Source organism: gamma proteobacterium symbiont of Axiagastus rosmarus (assembly GCF_059730925.1).
In genome coordinates this window covers 616,208-632,430 of the sequence record NZ_AP035925.1, presented here as the reverse complement: position 1 = coordinate 632,430, position 16,223 = coordinate 616,208, and the positions used below count along the sequence as shown (strand labels likewise).

The following is a 16,223-nucleotide window of genomic DNA, read 5'->3' as shown; positions in this document are numbered from 1 at the left end:
GGAGATCGATCATGAGCGATCACAAACGTCAGTACGGCCAGGAGATCAAAGGCCACCTGCTCACCGGCATCTCATGGATGATCCCGCTGATCGTCGCCGCCGGCATCTGCATTGCGCTCGGCCAGGTGATTGGCGGGCCGGACGTCGGCAAGCAGACCGGCAGCATTGCGTGGATGCTGAACCAGATCGGCGGCTGGGGCATGGGGCTGATTGTGCCGCTGATCAGCGCCGCCATCGCCTACTCGATTGCCGATCGTCCCGGCTTTGCGCCTGGCCTGATCGTCGGCTTTATCTGCGGCCAGATCGGCACCGGCTTTATCGGCGGCATTCTGGGCGGTTTCCTCGTCGGCTATACCGTGCTGCTGCTGCGCCGGGTGATCAGGCTGCCGCAGTCGATGCAGGGGCTGATGCCGATCATGGTGCTGCCGCTGCTCAGCACCATCATCGCCGGACTGCTGATGATGACCTTTATCGGCCAGCCGATCGTCTGGCTGCAAAAGACGCTGATTCATCTGCTGGAGTCCATGCAGGGCGGCTCAAAGTTCGTGATGGGCGCCATCCTCGGCGCGATGGCCACCTTCGACTTTGGCGGGCCGATCAATAAAACCATGTCGCTGTTCGCCGACGGCATGCTGGTCGACGGCATTTACGGTCCGGAAGCGGTGAAGTTTGTCGGCTCCATCATTCCGCCGTTCGGCATCACCCTCTCTTATCTGCTGACGCGCCACAAATACACCAAAGCAGAGAAAGAGGCGCTGAAAGCCGCCTTCCCGATGGGCATCTGCATGATTACCGAAGGCGTGATTCCGATTGCGGCACGCGACCTGCTGCGCGTGGTGGCCAGCTGCGTGGTGGCCTCAGCGCTGGCCGGCGGACTGATTATGGTGTGGGGCGTGGAAGCGCCGGTGCCGCACGGTGGCATGTTCGTGGTGCCGCTCTTCACCAAACCGTGGCTGTTCTGCCTGGCGCTCGGCATCGGCACCGTGGTGTGCGGCGTGATGCTGTCGCTGATGAAAAAACCGGTCACGCAGCAGGATGAAGAGTTCGATGACGTGGAAGCACCCGGCGTCCGCGATGAAGAGATCAAATTCACTCTGGAATAAGGAGCCCGCATGTTTGCCATGATGAATGACCTGATTCAGGCCGCCTTCCAGCACAAGTACGCGGTGCTGGCGATCAACTGCTTCAACCTCGAAACCGCCCGTGCGGCGATTCAGGCAGCCGAACAGCAGCGCGCGCCGCTGATTCTCAACGTGTATCAGGGACACAGCGCGCATTTCCCGCCAGCGGTGGCGGCACCGCTGGTACAGGCGCTGGCGGCTCAGGCCGCGGTGCCGGTGGCGCTGGCGCTCGACCACGGCAAAGCTTTTCCGCTGATTGGTCAGGCGTTTCGCGCCGGCTTTACCGGGCTGATGATTGACGCATCGGCCGAGCCGCTGGCGGACAATATTCGTCAGACCGCAGCGGTAGTGAAGATGGCGCATACCGCTGGCGTGTGCGTTGAAGGCGAGCTGGGGCATATCGCCGATGCGCCCACATATGAACTGGCCGATGCCGCCGTGAAGATGACGCAGGTGGAAGACGTACTGCCGTTTATTGAGCAGACCGGCATCGACCTGCTGGCGATTTCGGTCGGTACCGCGCACGGGCTTTATCCGCCAGGCGTAAAGCCGAAGATCGACTTCGAACGGCTGCAGCAGCTGCACGCGGTGACGACGCGGCCGCTGGCGCTGCACGGCGGCTCGGGCACCCCGGCGGAGGATATACGCCGCGTCAGCGCCTGTGGCGTCGCCAAGATCAACGTCGGCGCTGCGGTGTTCGACGCTGGTAAGCACGCGGTGCAGCAGGCGCTGCGCCAGCACCCGCAGGCTGAGCTGGCTGATGTGCTGGCGCTGATGGAATCCGCCTGTCGCGAAGTGGTTATTGAATATCTGAGCTGGTCAGGGTCGGCAAACCGCTACTGACGCCCCGATCGCGGCGCAATTTCCAACTGTTTCTTTTTATCCCTCATCGGGTCGGCGCGTGCGCCGGCTCTGGTAAAACTCACGCTAAGGAAATATAAACATGTTGATTTCAATGAAAGAGATGCTGGCCCCGACCCGTGAACATCGCTTCGCCATCGGCGCATTTAACGTCGCTGACAGCTGCTTTATCCGGGCCGTGGTGGAAGAAGCCGAAGCCACTAACACGCCCGCCATTATTTCTATCCATCCGAGCGAACTGGAATTTGTCACTGATGAATTTTTTGGCTACGTGCGCGAACGCACTCTGAAAAGCCGCGTGCCGTTTACCATTCACCTCGATCACGGCGCTTCAATTGCGCAGGTGCTGCGCGCTATTCAGTGCGGCTTTACCTCGGTGATGATTGACGGCTCGCTGCTGCCGTACGAAGAGAACGTGGCGCTGACCAAAGAGGTGGTGAAGCTGGCGCACGCGGTGGGCGTGTCGGTGGAAGGCGAGCTCGGCACCATCGGCGATACCGGCACCACGGTGGAAGGCGGCGTGAGCAAGGTGATCTACACCGAACCGGCGCAGGCGGAAGATTTTGTGCAGCGCACCGGCGTCGATACGCTGGCGGTGGCGATTGGCACCGCGCACGGTATCTATCCCAAAGATATGAAACCCGAGCTGCAGATGCACATTCTGAAGGATATCTCCCAGCGCGTAGACATTCCGCTGGTGCTGCACGGCGGTTCGGCCAATCCGGACGCGGAGATCGCCGAGGCGGTGACGCTAGGCGTAGGCAAGATCAATATCTCCAGCGACATGAAGTTTGCCTATTTCGCCCGACTGCGCGAGATCCTCGCGCGGGAGAGCTGGTGGGATCCGAATGTGATTTATCCGGACGCCATCGCCGCCGCGAAAGCGGTGATTCGCTACAAGATGAATCTGTTTGGCGGGCTGGGTAAAGCCGGGTTGTATCGTTGATTTCAAAACAATAAATAGGGCCGCTACGCAAGTGCAGGATGTCAGTTGCACATGCCGTAGCGGCGCGATTTATCACACGTATTCACCCGCCGCACTGCTGCTGATTGCGCAATAAATTGCGCCGCTACGGGACGGTAACGCCTGTCGTAATACCCTTTATCGCTAACGATTACTTCACCACGCCCAGCCACTGTCTGGCGATCTGCGCATATTCACCGGTGGCGGTGCTGAGGTGCAGCCACTGATCGACATACAGCTTCCAGCTCATATCATCACGCGGAATCATGTAAGCCTTCTCGCCATATTGCATCGGCTGTTGCGGATTGATGGCACACAGCGACGGATAGTGCTGCTGCTGGAACAGCGCTTCGGAAGCATCGGTAATCATTACGTCGGCTTGGTTATCCACCAGCTGCTGGAAAATGCCGGTGTTCTCCGCCAGTTGCAGGCTGGCCTGCGGCAGATGACTGTGCACAAACGCTTCGTTGGTGCCACCGGCTGGCTCGATTACCCGCACATGCGGCTGGTTGATCTGCTCAACCGTCTGGTACTTCGCTTTATCCGCGCAGCGTACCAGCGGAATCTTGCCATCGACGCCCAGCGGCTGGGCGAACCAGGCAATCTGCTGACGTTTTAGCGTCACGGAGACACCGCCCAGCGCGATATCACACTGTTTCGCCACGAAATCTTCGCTCAGGGTTTTCCACGTGGTTGGTACCCACTGCACCTTTGCGCCGAGGCTGGCGGCCAGCGACTGCGCCATGCTGATGTCCAGCCCTTCATACTGGCCGTCGCTGCGCAAAAAGGTGTAAGGCTTGTAATCGCCGGTGGTGCAGACCTTCAGGATTTTGCTCTGGCGAACGTCATCAAGGTGGGATTGCGCCTGAGCCGCGCCGGCCACCAGAAGTAAAGTACTCAGTATCACAGTTTTCATGGTGTGTTCTTTTTAAGTGGATGTTGGTTTGCGTGCGGATTGTTGCATAAGTGACGGCATTATTGCTTTAAGAGCAAAAGTCTTGTGATCAATCACGCATTTTTTTGCCCCGCGCGCGCGCGTAGAGTGGGCGGCATCTACGAGAAACGGAGCGAATTATCCATGAGCAAGATTTTGATTATTGACGGCGGCAAGACCTTTGCCCATTCCAAAGGCGAACTGAACCATACCCTGACCGAGGTGGCGGCCAGCCAGCTGCGCGATCTGGGCCATGAGGTTCAGGTGACCGTTGCCGATAGCGACTACAACGTGGCAGACGAAGTGCAGAAATATCTCGACAGCGACGTGGTGATTTATCAGATGCCGGGCTGGTGGATGGGCGAGCCGTGGACGGTGAAAAAGTACATCGATGAGGTATTTACTCTGGGCCACGGCGCGCTATACGCCAGCGATGGCCGTTCGCGCAGCGATGCCAGCAAAAAATACGGTTCCGGCGGCCTGATTGAGGGCAAAAAATACATGCTGTCGCTGACCTGGAACGCGCCGCTGGAAGCCTTTACCGACCCCGACCAGTTTTTTGAAGGCGTCGGCGTGGACGGCCTGTACCTGCACTTCCATAAAGCCAATCAGTTCCTCGGCATGGAAAGTCTGCCGACCTTTATCTGTAACGACGTGATTAAACAGCCGGACGTGCCGCGTGATATCGCACGTTATCGGACTCATCTCAGCCAGATCTTTGCTTAACTGTAAGCACACCGGGAAAAAACAGAAGGAAGCGTTATGTTAACTGTGGTTGCAGAAATTTGCGTTAAGCCGGGCCGCCGTCAGCAGGTACTGGAGGCGATTAATAAACTGATCCCTGTCGTGCTGGAAGAAGAGGGTTGCCATCAGTACGATGCGCTGGTCGATCACCAGGCGCAGGTGCCGTGGAAGCAGAACTCGCCAGACTCGATCTTTATGCTTGAGCAGTGGGAATCGCTGCGCCATCTGGAGCAGCATCAGCAGATGCCGCACATGGATGCGCACCGCGCCACCATCAAAGATGACGTGGTGGACGTGAAAATTCTGGTGCTGGAACCGACCGCCTGATTTTCTCCGATGCAGGCATAAAAAAAGCCCCGGTTTTGCGACCGGGGCTTTTGTTTAGCAGCTAATCAATGATCAGTGCTGTTCGTTGTGCAGGTTCTGCACCAGCAGTTCCGCATCACCGTTGCTGTAGACGTTGTACTCGGTGCCGCCGACGGTGACGGTACCGGTCGCCTGCTGCCAGGAACTGGCATCTTCACCGGCTGGCAGGATGTCTTCCAGCGTCAGCGCCTCGCCCTGTTTAGCGTTCACGACCAGCTGTGACTTGCCGTTGTCGATAAACAGTGAATCCTGACCCTGCGTCATGATGTCGTTCAGCGACATGCTCATCAGCCCTTCTACATCCGTGGCACCCGCAGCGAAGATCGAGTTGATCTCTGGCGGCGGCGGCGGGGTGACGTCGACGTTGGTCTTAACGGTATGGTCGATGACCAGTTCGTTTCCGGCTGCATCGCGAACCGTGACGTTAAAGGCATAATCGCCTTCTGCCAGTTTGTCTGACTCATAGCGCCACACGCCGTTTTCTACCACGGTAGAACCGATCAGCTGGGTACGCGCTTCGTCGCCCCAAATCATCACGATAGTACCGTCTTCTGAGCCCTTACCTCTGAAGATCAGCGTGTCATCGTTGGTGTCCGACCGTACAGGAATTTCAGTGCCGGTTTTATCAGCGAAGACGCCTTCGAAGTTAGCCTTGTCGCCGCCTTCTACTGGCACCGGCTTAGTGGTATCAACGTCAAAGTTAATCGCCGCCTCTTTATCGCCTTTCACACCGGACTGGCTCACTGGCTGTACTTCAACTTTATGGTTGCCTTCGCCCAGTTCTGGCAGCTCGTAGCTCCACTTGCCATCCTTAACATCAACCACGACAGGTTCCCGATCGTCGATGTAGATGATGACCTGCGACAGATCCGGTGACGTGCCCTTCAGCGTTGGCTGTTTGTCATCGGTGACCGTGCCATTTTCGATCTCACCCTGGATAGGACCGACGTTATCCTCCAGTATGTACGAACCTTCCATTGAGCCAGGCTTTTTGGTATCGATAATCAGATCGATAGGATCGGATGGCTGCGATTCGTTGCCGGCCGGATCGGTGATCTCGATGATAACCTGATAGTTACCGTCATCGATTGGGTTCTCAGGTTTCACTTCCCACTTGCCGTCTTCGCCCACGATACCGGTACCAATCACCACCGGATTACCTTTACCGTCATCAATGATGACTTCCACTTTGTCGCCAGGGGTACCGCCTTCGCCGCCGAAACCTGGACGGTTGTCATCGATTGGCTTACCTGGTTCAACCGGACCGGTGTTCTCCCCTTCGTTATCGACAATCGTTGGTGGTTTCGGCTGATCCGGTGGCGTAATATCGATAATCACGTTGATTGGATCTGAAGTCGGTGACTCTTTGCCGCTAGCCGGATCTTTGGCGATCAGTTCAATATCGTGTGAACCTTCTGCCAGCTCTGGTAATTCAATTTCCCACTTGCCATCTTTAACAATCGCGGTTGCCACCGGCTCAGTGCCGCCGTCAACAATTACATAGATGATGTCGCCGTCGTTGCCTTCACCGCGCAGCACTGGCGTGGTGTCGTTAGTTGAATCGCCTGGCTGCAGAACACGCTCTTCATCACCGTTGTTGGCGACCATCTCATCCACCACCGGTGCCGGCAGGATGTTGCTGTCGATAACCAGTTTGAACGGATCGGTTTTCTCAGAAACGGTGCCGCCTTTGCTGACGGAATCCACGACCAGCGAGTGCTCACCGTCATCCAGCTCAACGTCCAGTTTCCACTGGCCGCGCTCGTTCGCCACGGTAGAACCAATCAGTTTGTCACCGTCCCACACGCGCACGATCACGCCGGCATCCGCCACGCCCGACAGGGTTGGGGTTTTGTCATCAGTAATGTCACCTGACTTCAGCGGACCGGTAACGCGGCCTTCGTCATCCAACACCTCACTCAGTGATGGCGTGCCTGGCACAGAGGTATCCAGCGTCAGCGCGAAGTTGTCAGAACGCGGGCTTTCGGCACCGAAACGATCGGTGTAGCTGGCGCTGAACACGTGGGTGCCGTCGGTGGTCAGTTCCGGCGTGAAGCTCCAGCGGCCATCGGCGCCGGCTTTTACACTGCCAATCACATTGGAGCGAATATCGTAGATTTTTACTACGCTGTCCGGCTGGGCAACACCGTACAGGGTTGGGGTTTTGTCATTGGTGTAGTTGCCCGGCGTCAGATAGGTATCCGCGCTGCCTTCATTATCGATCACGCGCATAATCTGCGGCGCTTCTGGTGCAGAGGTGTCGATATTGCGGATAAGCTGAGTTGATGGTCCCCAGTTACCCGCACGGTCCAGATAACGAATGCCGGCAACGTGCAAACCCTCTTTCATTTCCGGCGAGTCAAACTGCCATTTGCCGCTGCCATCAGCACGGGTAGTGTAAACTGTTTGATCAATAACGATCTGTACTAATGCATTGGGTTCAGCATTATCAGCACTCAACGAGATAATGTTTTTATTGATGGTTTTAATGGGTTTACCCGGAAACGGATCCGCGTCCATAGTGGTTGATTCTGCTGGTGTTACAGATACCGCTTCGTTAACCGCCTGAGTGACCACACCGTCAGCAATCGTCAGGTTGAAAGCATCAGAGATCGGGCTTTCATGACCAACCGTATCCTTCGCCATCACGGTCAGTTGGTGCTCGCCGTCTGCCAGCTCCGGCGTGATGCTCCATGCGCCCATTTTGTCTGCTACCACTGAGCCGATCTCTTTACCGTTATCGTACAGGGTAACAATGGTGCCAGGCTCTGCCACACCAGCCAGCGCCGGCGTTTTATCGCTGGTGGCTTCACCCGGCGTCAGGTAGTGATCTTCCGCCGCAGCGTCATCAATCACGCGCCAGATTTCCGGTTTTGCCGGAGGCGTCGTATCCATATCAAGAATGAAGATAGCCGGGTCACTCGGGTTAGTCGCTTTATCAATCGATACCAGCTGAATAACATGGGTGCCGTCTAACCAGCTGGTTTCCGGGTCGAATGACCATTTGCCGTCCTCGCTGATATCAACAATGTGCACTCTACCATCGATTGTGATCTCCAGCTTGCCGCCGTTGGCATCGCCTACGCTTTTATCAATCCATTTATAAAACTGGTCTTTGGTCGAGATAACGCGGGCGTTATCTGCTGCTGTAATATTAGCCATGATGTGTATTCCTTTTACGTTAAATAATGTTTCGGGATTTCCAGCCGAATACAGGTTTAATTTCGCTCTTTATGCCTGAAGACAATACGAGAAACGTCTTAATCGATTAAGTTATATGAACCCTTAATAACTTTATCGAGGCACAGCGCCTCACACCTCATCAATATGAGATGTGAGAATGCGCTGCTAAAATAATTAAATCAGATTACTTGTTTTCAACGCTGATAATAACCCGGCGCTCGCTGGCATAGCATGCTTTCTGCTCCTGCAGGCTGCCTGAACAGTTAGTATCAACCTGAGACTCACCCATGCTCTGCGCGGTGATATTGGCCGCATTCATTCCCTGAGCAATCAGCAGTGCTTTCACCGCCTCAGCGCGACGCTGGCCCAGCGCAATATTGCTGCTGTCGCTGCCAATCGGATCGGTAAAGCCGGTGACGATGATGTGGCGTTGAGCAGCATTTTCCTTTTTCAGCATGCTGGCAAAACTGCTGAGTGCTTCGCGCCCCTGTGCGGAGATGTCGTTGCTGTTGGCGCTGCCGAAACGGAACAGCAGGTCAGATGAAAACGCATAGTTATCATAAGCTTCAGTTGTTCCTTCCTGACAGCGCTGTACCGACGATGCGCGTGACAGCAGATGAGCCTGACGTTTGGTGCTCAGCAATTCCTGCTGCGCCTGCTGCTGGCTGACCACCAGCGGACGACCGCTGTCATCGAGGTTAGCGCGAATGTAGTAGGTTTTACCGGCAGCCAGTTTATCAGTCCACGATTGCGCGCGTTTACCCTGATAATCTGGCGCGTCGTTGACATAACTGCCCAGCGAATGCGTTCCCGGCGCAACACAAAACACCGTATAGCCACCGGCCAGTAACGACGTATGGAATTCACCGTCGACATAAATATTCGCCGGTTTTTCCCCGGTTAATGAAGCCGGACGATAATAAACCACCCGCGCCTGCTCTGCCGATACCGGCGATAAACTACGCCATGCGGCACCAAATGAATTTTGCGCCTGGGTTGAAAAAGTCGTGAATACTGGCGCACACACCAGTGAAGCTAAAAGTAATTTTTTTGCAATTTTCATTTAAGTTTCACAGGTGCAATAAATTGCACCTGTATGCTCCAGATAAATTAGAATTGTTCGATTTCGTTCTGTAAGAACAGCGCATCTGATTGGGAATTATTTTCAGCTATCACACCACTCTGGCTTTCCTGATTATTCCAGTCATTAAACGCATCGTTATTAAGCTGCAGTAATTCCGCATTAATCGGCTGCGGCTGATCGTCGGCCTCATTGAACAGTTCATGATTGTCCAGGGAAAGCAGAGCGGAAATATCAAGACCGGCCAGCTCCAGCGCATTAATCTCCGGCGGCGGTGGTGGAATGGTGTCGACTTCCACTTCATAAATGTCCGTTTTGCCGGTCACTTCGCCATCGCTGGAGAACACGCCGCGCAGTTGATAAACATCATCCGCCAGATCCGTCGTCGTCAGCTCCCATTTGCCGTCAGCCCCAATCGTGGTAGTGAAGCTGTAGCTGTTCTCGAGACCGACAATGTAGATGGTTACCAGTTCACCCGGCACGCCTTTACCGGCGACAATGATGCTCGGATCGTTCATCGCGCCGCCGTTTTCGATTGGCGTACGCACGCCGGCGTCGTTATTGTCTTTAAAGATATGCTCAATCATGCCAGAAACCGGAACGTCCGGATCGGGCAGGCCGTCGACAGGATCAGGATCGCCCGGCTCTTGCGTATCGCCTTCAAACCCAATCGTGACCTTTTCTGAGGCCGGCGATTCGTTACCGGCCGGATCGCGCACCACGATTTCCAGCTCGTGCTCGCCCGGTTTCAGATTGTTTTCTGGCGTGAAGGTCCACTTGCCGTCTTCTACAATCACCGAACCAATTGGCTTGCCGTTGTCGATAATGACCACGATATCGCCATCTTCACCGGTACCTTCCAGCGTCGGACGCAGATCTTTTGTGGTGGAACCGTCTTCCAGCGGATTACCTTCGCTGTCTTTAATCACACCGATGCCCGGATTTTCCGGCGCCACGGTGTCCACATCAACGATGAACGGATCGGATGGCAGTGATTTGTTACCCACCTGATCGACCACCACGATGCTCAGCTCGTGTCGCCCATCCTGCAGCGCCGGAGCCGTAAAGGTCCAGTTACCCTCGGCGTCCACCTTTGCGGTGCCCAGCTTCACGCCATCGTTCCAGATTTCTACCGTCGAGCCCGCTTCAGCTTTACCGGTCAGCGTTGGCGTATTGTCTTTCGTCACGCCGCCTTTTTCGATCAGCACCGGCGGATCCTGCATATCGTCCATCACGCTGCCGATGGTGCCTTTGGCTGGCGCCGTCAGATCGATGATGAATTCCCACGGATCGCTCTTTTCACCCACCACGCCTTCGGCGTTACGCTCGGCGGTAACGATGCTGTGATTGCCAGCCGCCAGCGGTTTTTCCGGCGTAAAGGTCCAGTTACCCTCGTCATCCACCAGCACTTCACCCAGCAGCGTCTCACCATCCCATATTTCAATGGTATTGCCTGGCGTACCGGTGCCGTTGAAGGTGGGCATGGTGTCGTCGGTGCGGCCGCCATTTGCTACCGAACCGGTTACGTCGCCGATATCATCAATCACATCGCTGATGGTGGGCTTGCTGATATCGCCGCCGCCGCTGCCACCGCCGCCTTCACCTTTGCCGCTGTGGCTGCCGTCGTTATTGTCGTAGTGGTGTTTCGCCGCGACATAGCCGAGGCCTGCCGCTGCCGCGATAGCCGCCAGGCCACCCAGCGCAATCAGCGCCGGCGACCATTCAAAGCCGCTGGCCAGTGCGTAGCCGGAATTATCATCAACGCTGCCTTCACCCAGCGCCAGCGCGGTGGTTTCGCCGTCGGCCAGCGCGGCCGCTTCGTGGTCGGCATTGCCGTCCGTCGCGACGTAAGCGTGCATTTCGCCGTCTTCCGCTTTACCCACTAAGGTGCCGGATTTAGCGAAGAAATCTTCGATAATCAGATCCGGCTTGCTGGCGTCTGAGCCTTCCAGCATCACCAGCAGGTTTTTCCCTGCGCGTTTAACGGTGATGTTTTCAGGCGCGGTGCCGTCCTGGTTCTGCGTCAGCAGATATTTACCGTTGGTAATTGCCTGAATCTTCACTGCTTTGCCGTCTTTACCGGCGCGCAGCACTTCCGCTTTGGTTATGGTTTTCTTATCGATAACCGCCACACTTACGGGTGAAACGTTCATGATTCTTCCTTCCGTCGATTAATTTTGACTGCGCGTTTGCAGGCAAGCGCCGCAATCTCCCTGGCTCTGCCCACGGGTGGGCTCAAAGTTGCGACATAATCCGGAAAGAGATAAATCCGAGACATAAGAAATGTCCCGTTAGGAAAAAATTCTTAAATGGGCGGCCGAAAGATAGCTAAATCATTAACCGATTGAATTAAAGCGTTTTTATCGATGAGGGCAGAACATAACAGGAAAGGTTATTCAAACAGAACAGGACTATAACAGATGATTTTCCTGAATTTTTTCCCGTAAAAAATCCAGAAAACAGGTGATGCGGGAACTGAGCGACTGGTTGCGATAGTACACCGCGTGAATCGGCAGGCGCAGTTCGCGCGTGTCATTTTCCAGCACCTGCACCAGCCGGCCGCTGGCGCGATCCTCGCGGCTGACAAAATCCGATAGCCGCACAATGCCCTGGCCGGCCAGCGCCAGCTGGCGCAGGGTTTCGCCGCTCGACGCGCACAGCGTGGGTTTGATGCGCAAAAACTCGCCTTCACGCTGCCATACCGGCCAGACATTGTGCGCGTCCAGCTGGCTGAATCCCAGCAGCTGGTGCGTCAGCAGATCTTTCACGCTCTGTGGCGCGCCGGCTTTTTCCAGATAGGCCGGACTGGCCAGCAGGCGAATCGCGCTGCTGCCCAGCACGCGCGCGCGCAGCGTGGAGTCGCGCAGTTCACCAATGCGAATAGCGATATCAGTTTGCTGCTCAAGCAGGTCGATGACAATGTCATCGGTGTTCAGCTCCAGCTGAATTTGCGGATAGCGCGCGCAAAATTCGGCAACCAGCGGCACGATAACATGCAGGGTAAATGGCGTATTGGCGTTGACGCGCAGCCGTCCGGAGGGAATGTCGCGCCGCTGCGCGATATGCTCTTCGGCCTGCTCCACCGACGCGAGGATTTGCCGCGCGTGATCGAGAAAAATCAGCCCCTCTTCGGTCAGCGCCAGGCGACGCGTGGTGCGGTGCAGCAGTGTGGTTTGCAGTTTGCTTTCGAGGCGGCTCAGCGCCCGGCTGATGCCGGAGCTGGTTTGATCCAGCTGTTCCGCTGCGGCGGTAATCGAACCGGTGTCCACCACCGCGACCCAGGCGCGTAACTCTTCCAGTGTGATTTTCACTCTTCCTACCTCAGCGCATTGCTACTTCGAGACCGGTCTTAGCCTCGTTCTCACGGCTGCTGAGGTAGATTGCTCCACGTTCAGCAGCGGCAGGATACCACAATGCAGCAAAACGCAGGGATTATCGCTGACCCGGGTCAGCAGGCGGCCTGGTTATGCCGCGCACACGCGGTTTTTATTAACGGACATGCGGCGATGGGATAGATCGGGACGGGCAGCGATAGCGCGTGTTGCCGGCATAAAAAAGGGACGCCGCAGCGTCCCGTTTGCATCACACTTCGAGGTCGGCGAGGTCGCCTTTTTCCTGTAGCCAGTTGCGGCGGTCTTCCGAGCGTTTCTTCGCCAGCAGCATGTCCATCATCCGTAACGTCTGCTCGACGTCTTCTTCGTCGACCGTCAGTTGCACCAGACGACGGGTGTTGGGATCGAGCGTGGTTTCGCGCAGCTGCAGCGGGTTCATCTCACCCAGACCTTTAAAGCGCTGCACGTTCGGCTTGCCTTTTTTCCGCTTCAGCTGCTCCAGCACGCCCTCTTTTTCGTCTTCATCGAGCGCGTAATACACCTCTTTACCGAGGTCGATGCGGTACAGCGGCGGCATCGCCACATAGACGTGGCCCTGCTGCACCAGCGAGCGGAAGTGCCTCACAAACAGCGCGCACAGCAGCGTGGCAATGTGCAGGCCGTCGGAGTCGGCATCCGCGAGGATACAGATTTTGCCGTAGCGCAGCTGGCTGAGATCTTCACTGTCCGGATCGATACCGATCGCCACCGAAATATCGTGCACTTCCTGCGATGCCAGCACTTCGTCCGACGACACTTCCCAGGTGTTGAGGATCTTGCCTTTCAGCGGCATGATCGCCTGATATTCGCGGTCGCGCGCCTGCTTGGCGGAGCCGCCCGCAGAATCCCCTTCCACCAGGAACAGCTCGGTTTTATTCAGATCCTGCGCGGTACAGTCGGCCAGCTTGCCGGGCAGCGCCGGTCCGCTGGTCAGCTTTTTACGCACCACCTTTTTCGCCGCGCGCATACGGCGCTGTGCGCTGGAGATCGCCAGCTCGGCCAGCATTTCGGCGGCCTGCACGTTCTGGTTGAGCCACAGGCTGAAGGCATCTTTCACTACCGCCGAGACAAACGCCGCGCACTGGCGTGAGGAGAGACGCTCTTTGGTCTGTCCGGCAAACTGCGGATCCTGCATTTTGACCGACAGCACATAGGCGCAGCGATCCCAGATATCCTCCGCCGACAGCTTCACGCCGCGCGGCAGAATATTGCGGTATTCACAGAATTCGCGCATCGCGTCGAGCAAGCCCTGACGCAGGCCGTTAACGTGCGTTCCGCCCTGCATGGTCGGGATCAGGTTGACGTAGCTTTCGGTCAGCAGCTCGCCGCCCTCCGGCAGCCACAGCAGCGCCCAGTCGACTGCCTCCACATCACCGGCAAAGCTGCCGACAAACGGTTTTTCCGGCAGCGTTGGCAGGCCGTTCACCGCTTCGCTCAGGTAATCCGTCAGGCCATCCTGATACAGCCAGGTTTGTTCGGTATCGTTCACCTTGTCTTTAAAGACAATTTCGACGCCCGGGCACAGTACCGCTTTGGCTTTCAGCAGATGCTTGAGGCGGGAGACCGAGAAGCGCGGGCTATCGAAGAAGCTTTCGTCTGGCCAGAAGTGAACGCTGGTGCCGGTGTTACGCTTGCCTACCGAACCAATCACCGCCAGATCCTGCACTTTATCGCCGTTTTCGAAGGCGATCTGGTAAATCTCACCGTTGCGGCGCACCGTGACTTCCACACGCTTCGACAGGGCATTGACCACCGAAATCCCCACGCCGTGCAGGCCGCCGGAGAACTGGTAGTTTTTGTTGGAGAATTTACCGCCGGCGTGCAGGCGACAGAGAATCAGTTCGACCGCTGGCACGCCCTCTTCCGGGTGGATATCGACGGGCATACCACGGCCATCATCGATCACTTCCAGCGACTGATCGGCGTGCAGGATGACTTCCACGCGTTTGGCGTGACCGGCCAGCGCCTCATCGACGCTGTTATCGATCACTTCCTGGCCCAGATGGTTAGGGCGTGTGGTATCGGTGTACATGCCCGGACGGCGACGTACCGGTTCGAGGCCGGTTAAAACCTCAATGGCGTCAGCATTATAGCTAGATTGGCTCATCGTAACAGTCTGATTAGCAATAGGAAAATGGGCCCATCCCGCAGCATCAGGGAGTATTTAGTCCCAGAAAATCAATCATCTGCGCAAAATGGCGTTCGAATCCGATATAGGCATGATTGCCGCCCTCTTCTACCGTCTGACGGCACGCGCTGTAGTAATCCAGCGCCTGGCGATAGTCGAGCACTTCATCGCCGGTTTGTTGCAGCAGCCAGAGTAGATCGGGCGCTTCCAGAGGGTCAATCTGCATCACTTTCAGATCGTAAATGTGGCGAGACTCTAACACATATTGCTGGCCGGTGTAGGGATTCCGGTTTTCACCCAGATAATCCACCAGCAGTTCAAACGGCCGCACCGCCGGATTCACCACCACCGCCGGCAGCATGAAACACTGCGACAGCCAGGTGGCAAAATAACCACCGAGCGATGACCCCACCAGCCCGAGCGGTTCCCCGGCATACTGCATCACCAGCTCTTCCAGCAGCGCAGCAGCCTCAGCGGGAAAAGTCGGCAGCTGCGGCACCAGCACCTCAATGTGCGGATGCTGCGCCTGACACCACTGCTGTAACTGCGTCGCTTTAGCCGACTGCGGTGAGCTGTTGAATCCGTGCAGATAAATCAGCGCCGCCATGGTTTAGTAGCCCTCGGAATCCAGATCCGGACGGAACAGATCGCTCTGCAGACGATTCACTTCGGTGTGCAGCGTGCCATCCGCCTGCAGCGTCAGCCAGCGCCAGCCGGGCGCCACGGTATCAATGGTGAAGTTGGTGCAGTGCGGTTTGAACTGGACGCAGGTTGAAGGCGACGCCAGTACGCGGCGGCCGTGCCAGTCGAGATCCAGCTCCTGATGAATGTGGCCGCACACCAGGTGGCGCGCCAGCGGGAAGTTTTGCAGCACCGCATCCAGCTGATGCGGATTGCGCAGGCTGTGCTGGTCAAGCCAGGTACAGCCAGAGGCCAGCGGATGATGGTGCAGCAGCACCAGCGTGTAGCGATCGGGGAACTGACGCAGCGTGCGGTCCAGCCACTCCAGCTGATAGTCGCTCAGCATGCCGTGCGGCACGCCAAAAACCTGGCTGTCCAGCAGCACCAGTTGCCAGTGCTCGCCGAGCAGCACATGCTTGTCCGCGGCGATGCCGGCCTGCGCCAGCGTATCCACCATCGCTGGCTGAAAATCATGATTACCCGGCAGCCAGACGCACGGCTTCGGCAGACGTGCAATGCCCGCAACAAAATGCTGATAAGCTTCGACGGTGTGATCCTGGGCGAGATCGCCAGTGGCGATAATCAGATCGTAATCGCGCTGTTGCGCCGCGATGGCGTCCAGCACCGCATCAAAACTCGACCAGGTATTCACTCCAAGCAGCGATTGATGTTTTCCCGCGAAAAGATGGGTATCCGTAATTTGTAAAATCCTGATATCGGACCCATTTGCCGCAGGAAGAGTTAGCAGGCTATCCAAAGCGTTTCCTTTCTCTCCACGCTATCGTTGCG

The 16,223-nt window shown here is 56.7% G+C and carries 13 protein-coding genes; 5 read left to right on the top strand and 8 right to left on the bottom strand.

What is annotated here, in order from left to right; translation table 11 throughout:
* Positions 1-11 precede the first annotated feature (11 nt).
* The 3 genes from AC6I8F_RS03075 to AC6I8F_RS03065 all read left to right on the top strand — a co-directional run bounded on the left by AC6I8F_RS03075 (position 12) and on the right by AC6I8F_RS03065 (position 2,928).
* Positions 12-1,103, top strand: a complete 1,092-nt coding sequence (locus AC6I8F_RS03075; protein ID WP_058771377.1) for a PTS fructose transporter subunit IIC — start codon at positions 12-14, stop codon at positions 1,101-1,103.
* 9 nt (positions 1,104-1,112) lie between these two features.
* The gene (locus AC6I8F_RS03070) at positions 1,113-1,964 is read left to right on the top strand and encodes a class II fructose-bisphosphate aldolase (protein WP_498028497.1); all 852 of its coding nucleotides are present in this window, start codon (positions 1,113-1,115) and stop codon (positions 1,962-1,964) included.
* Between the two features lie 100 nt (positions 1,965-2,064).
* Positions 2,065-2,928: a ketose-bisphosphate aldolase gene (locus tag AC6I8F_RS03065; protein WP_021509600.1), complete on the top strand. Its 864-nt coding sequence runs from the start codon at positions 2,065-2,067 to the stop codon at positions 2,926-2,928.
* 169 nt (positions 2,929-3,097) lie between these two features.
* Here AC6I8F_RS03065 and AC6I8F_RS03060 read toward each other — a convergent pair whose 3' ends face one another.
* Complete coding sequence (locus tag AC6I8F_RS03060; protein ID WP_498028496.1) at positions 3,098-3,862, bottom strand: transporter substrate-binding domain-containing protein; 765 nt, start codon at positions 3,860-3,862, stop codon at positions 3,098-3,100.
* A 162-nt stretch (positions 3,863-4,024) separates the two neighbouring features.
* Here AC6I8F_RS03060 and AC6I8F_RS03055 point away from each other — a divergent pair, with 162 nt between their 5' ends.
* Positions 4,025-4,606 carry an NAD(P)H-dependent oxidoreductase gene (locus AC6I8F_RS03055; RefSeq protein ID WP_166712086.1) on the top strand — a complete coding sequence of 194 codons (582 nt, stop codon included), beginning with the start codon at positions 4,025-4,027 and terminating at the stop codon, positions 4,604-4,606.
* 36 nt (positions 4,607-4,642) lie between these two features.
* Positions 4,643-4,951 (top strand): putative quinol monooxygenase, encoded by a 309-nt coding sequence (locus tag AC6I8F_RS03050; RefSeq protein ID WP_021509602.1) that lies wholly within the window; start codon positions 4,643-4,645, stop codon positions 4,949-4,951.
* Between the two features lie 72 nt (positions 4,952-5,023).
* Here AC6I8F_RS03050 and AC6I8F_RS03045 read toward each other — a convergent pair whose 3' ends face one another.
* The 7 genes from AC6I8F_RS03045 to cpdA form a co-directional block, all read right to left on the bottom strand.
* Positions 5,024-8,152, bottom strand: coding sequence for an Ig-like domain-containing protein (locus tag AC6I8F_RS03045; RefSeq protein WP_498028495.1), 3,129 nt, complete (start codon positions 8,150-8,152; stop codon positions 5,024-5,026).
* 205 nt (positions 8,153-8,357) lie between these two features.
* Positions 8,358-9,236, bottom strand: a complete 879-nt coding sequence (locus tag AC6I8F_RS03040; RefSeq protein WP_498028494.1) for an OmpA family protein — start codon at positions 9,234-9,236, stop codon at positions 8,358-8,360.
* A gap of 47 nt (positions 9,237-9,283) precedes the next feature.
* Positions 9,284-11,407 (bottom strand): Ig-like domain-containing protein, encoded by a 2,124-nt coding sequence (locus AC6I8F_RS03035; protein WP_498028493.1) that lies wholly within the window; start codon positions 11,405-11,407, stop codon positions 9,284-9,286.
* A gap of 258 nt (positions 11,408-11,665) precedes the next feature.
* A complete protein-coding gene (locus tag AC6I8F_RS03030; RefSeq protein ID WP_059009799.1) occupies positions 11,666-12,565 on the bottom strand; it encodes a LysR substrate-binding domain-containing protein in 900 nt (299 codons plus the stop codon).
* 271 nt (positions 12,566-12,836) lie between these two features.
* Positions 12,837-14,732, bottom strand: coding sequence for a DNA topoisomerase IV subunit B (gene parE / locus AC6I8F_RS03025; protein WP_059009801.1), 1,896 nt, complete (start codon positions 14,730-14,732; stop codon positions 12,837-12,839).
* Positions 14,733-14,778: 46 nt separating this feature from the next.
* Positions 14,779-15,360, bottom strand: a complete 582-nt coding sequence (gene yqiA / locus AC6I8F_RS03020) for an esterase YqiA (RefSeq protein ID WP_058771368.1) — start codon at positions 15,358-15,360, stop codon at positions 14,779-14,781.
* Between the two features lie 3 nt (positions 15,361-15,363).
* Positions 15,364-16,191 carry a 3',5'-cyclic-AMP phosphodiesterase gene (gene cpdA / locus AC6I8F_RS03015; protein ID WP_031280131.1) on the bottom strand — a complete coding sequence of 276 codons (828 nt, stop codon included), beginning with the start codon at positions 16,189-16,191 and terminating at the stop codon, positions 15,364-15,366.
* Positions 16,192-16,223: the final 32 nt, after the last annotated feature.

Excerpts from the sequence above, each read along its gene's own strand:
- yqiA (WP_058771368.1), bottom strand. The coding sequence starts at position 15,360 with ATGGCGGCGCTGATTTATCTGCACGGATTCAACAGCTCACCGCAGTCG.
- AC6I8F_RS03075 (WP_058771377.1), top strand. The coding sequence starts at position 12 with ATGAGCGATCACAAACGTCAGTACGGCCAGGAGATCAAAGGCCACCTG.
- AC6I8F_RS03070 (WP_498028497.1), top strand. The coding sequence starts at position 1,113 with ATGTTTGCCATGATGAATGACCTGATTCAGGCCGCCTTCCAGCACAAG.
- AC6I8F_RS03035 (WP_498028493.1), bottom strand. The coding sequence starts at position 11,407 with ATGAACGTTTCACCCGTAAGTGTGGCGGTTATCGATAAGAAAACCATA.
- AC6I8F_RS03065 (WP_021509600.1), top strand. The coding sequence starts at position 2,065 with ATGTTGATTTCAATGAAAGAGATGCTGGCCCCGACCCGTGAACATCGC.
- parE (WP_059009801.1), bottom strand. The coding sequence starts at position 14,732 with ATGAGCCAATCTAGCTATAATGCTGACGCCATTGAGGTTTTAACCGGC.
- AC6I8F_RS03060 (WP_498028496.1), bottom strand. The coding sequence starts at position 3,862 with ATGAAAACTGTGATACTGAGTACTTTACTTCTGGTGGCCGGCGCGGCT.
- AC6I8F_RS03040 (WP_498028494.1), bottom strand. The coding sequence starts at position 9,236 with ATGAAAATTGCAAAAAAATTACTTTTAGCTTCACTGGTGTGTGCGCCA.
- AC6I8F_RS03055 (WP_166712086.1), top strand. The coding sequence starts at position 4,025 with ATGAGCAAGATTTTGATTATTGACGGCGGCAAGACCTTTGCCCATTCC.
- AC6I8F_RS03050 (WP_021509602.1), top strand. The coding sequence starts at position 4,643 with ATGTTAACTGTGGTTGCAGAAATTTGCGTTAAGCCGGGCCGCCGTCAG.
- AC6I8F_RS03045 (WP_498028495.1), bottom strand. The coding sequence starts at position 8,152 with ATGGCTAATATTACAGCAGCAGATAACGCCCGCGTTATCTCGACCAAA.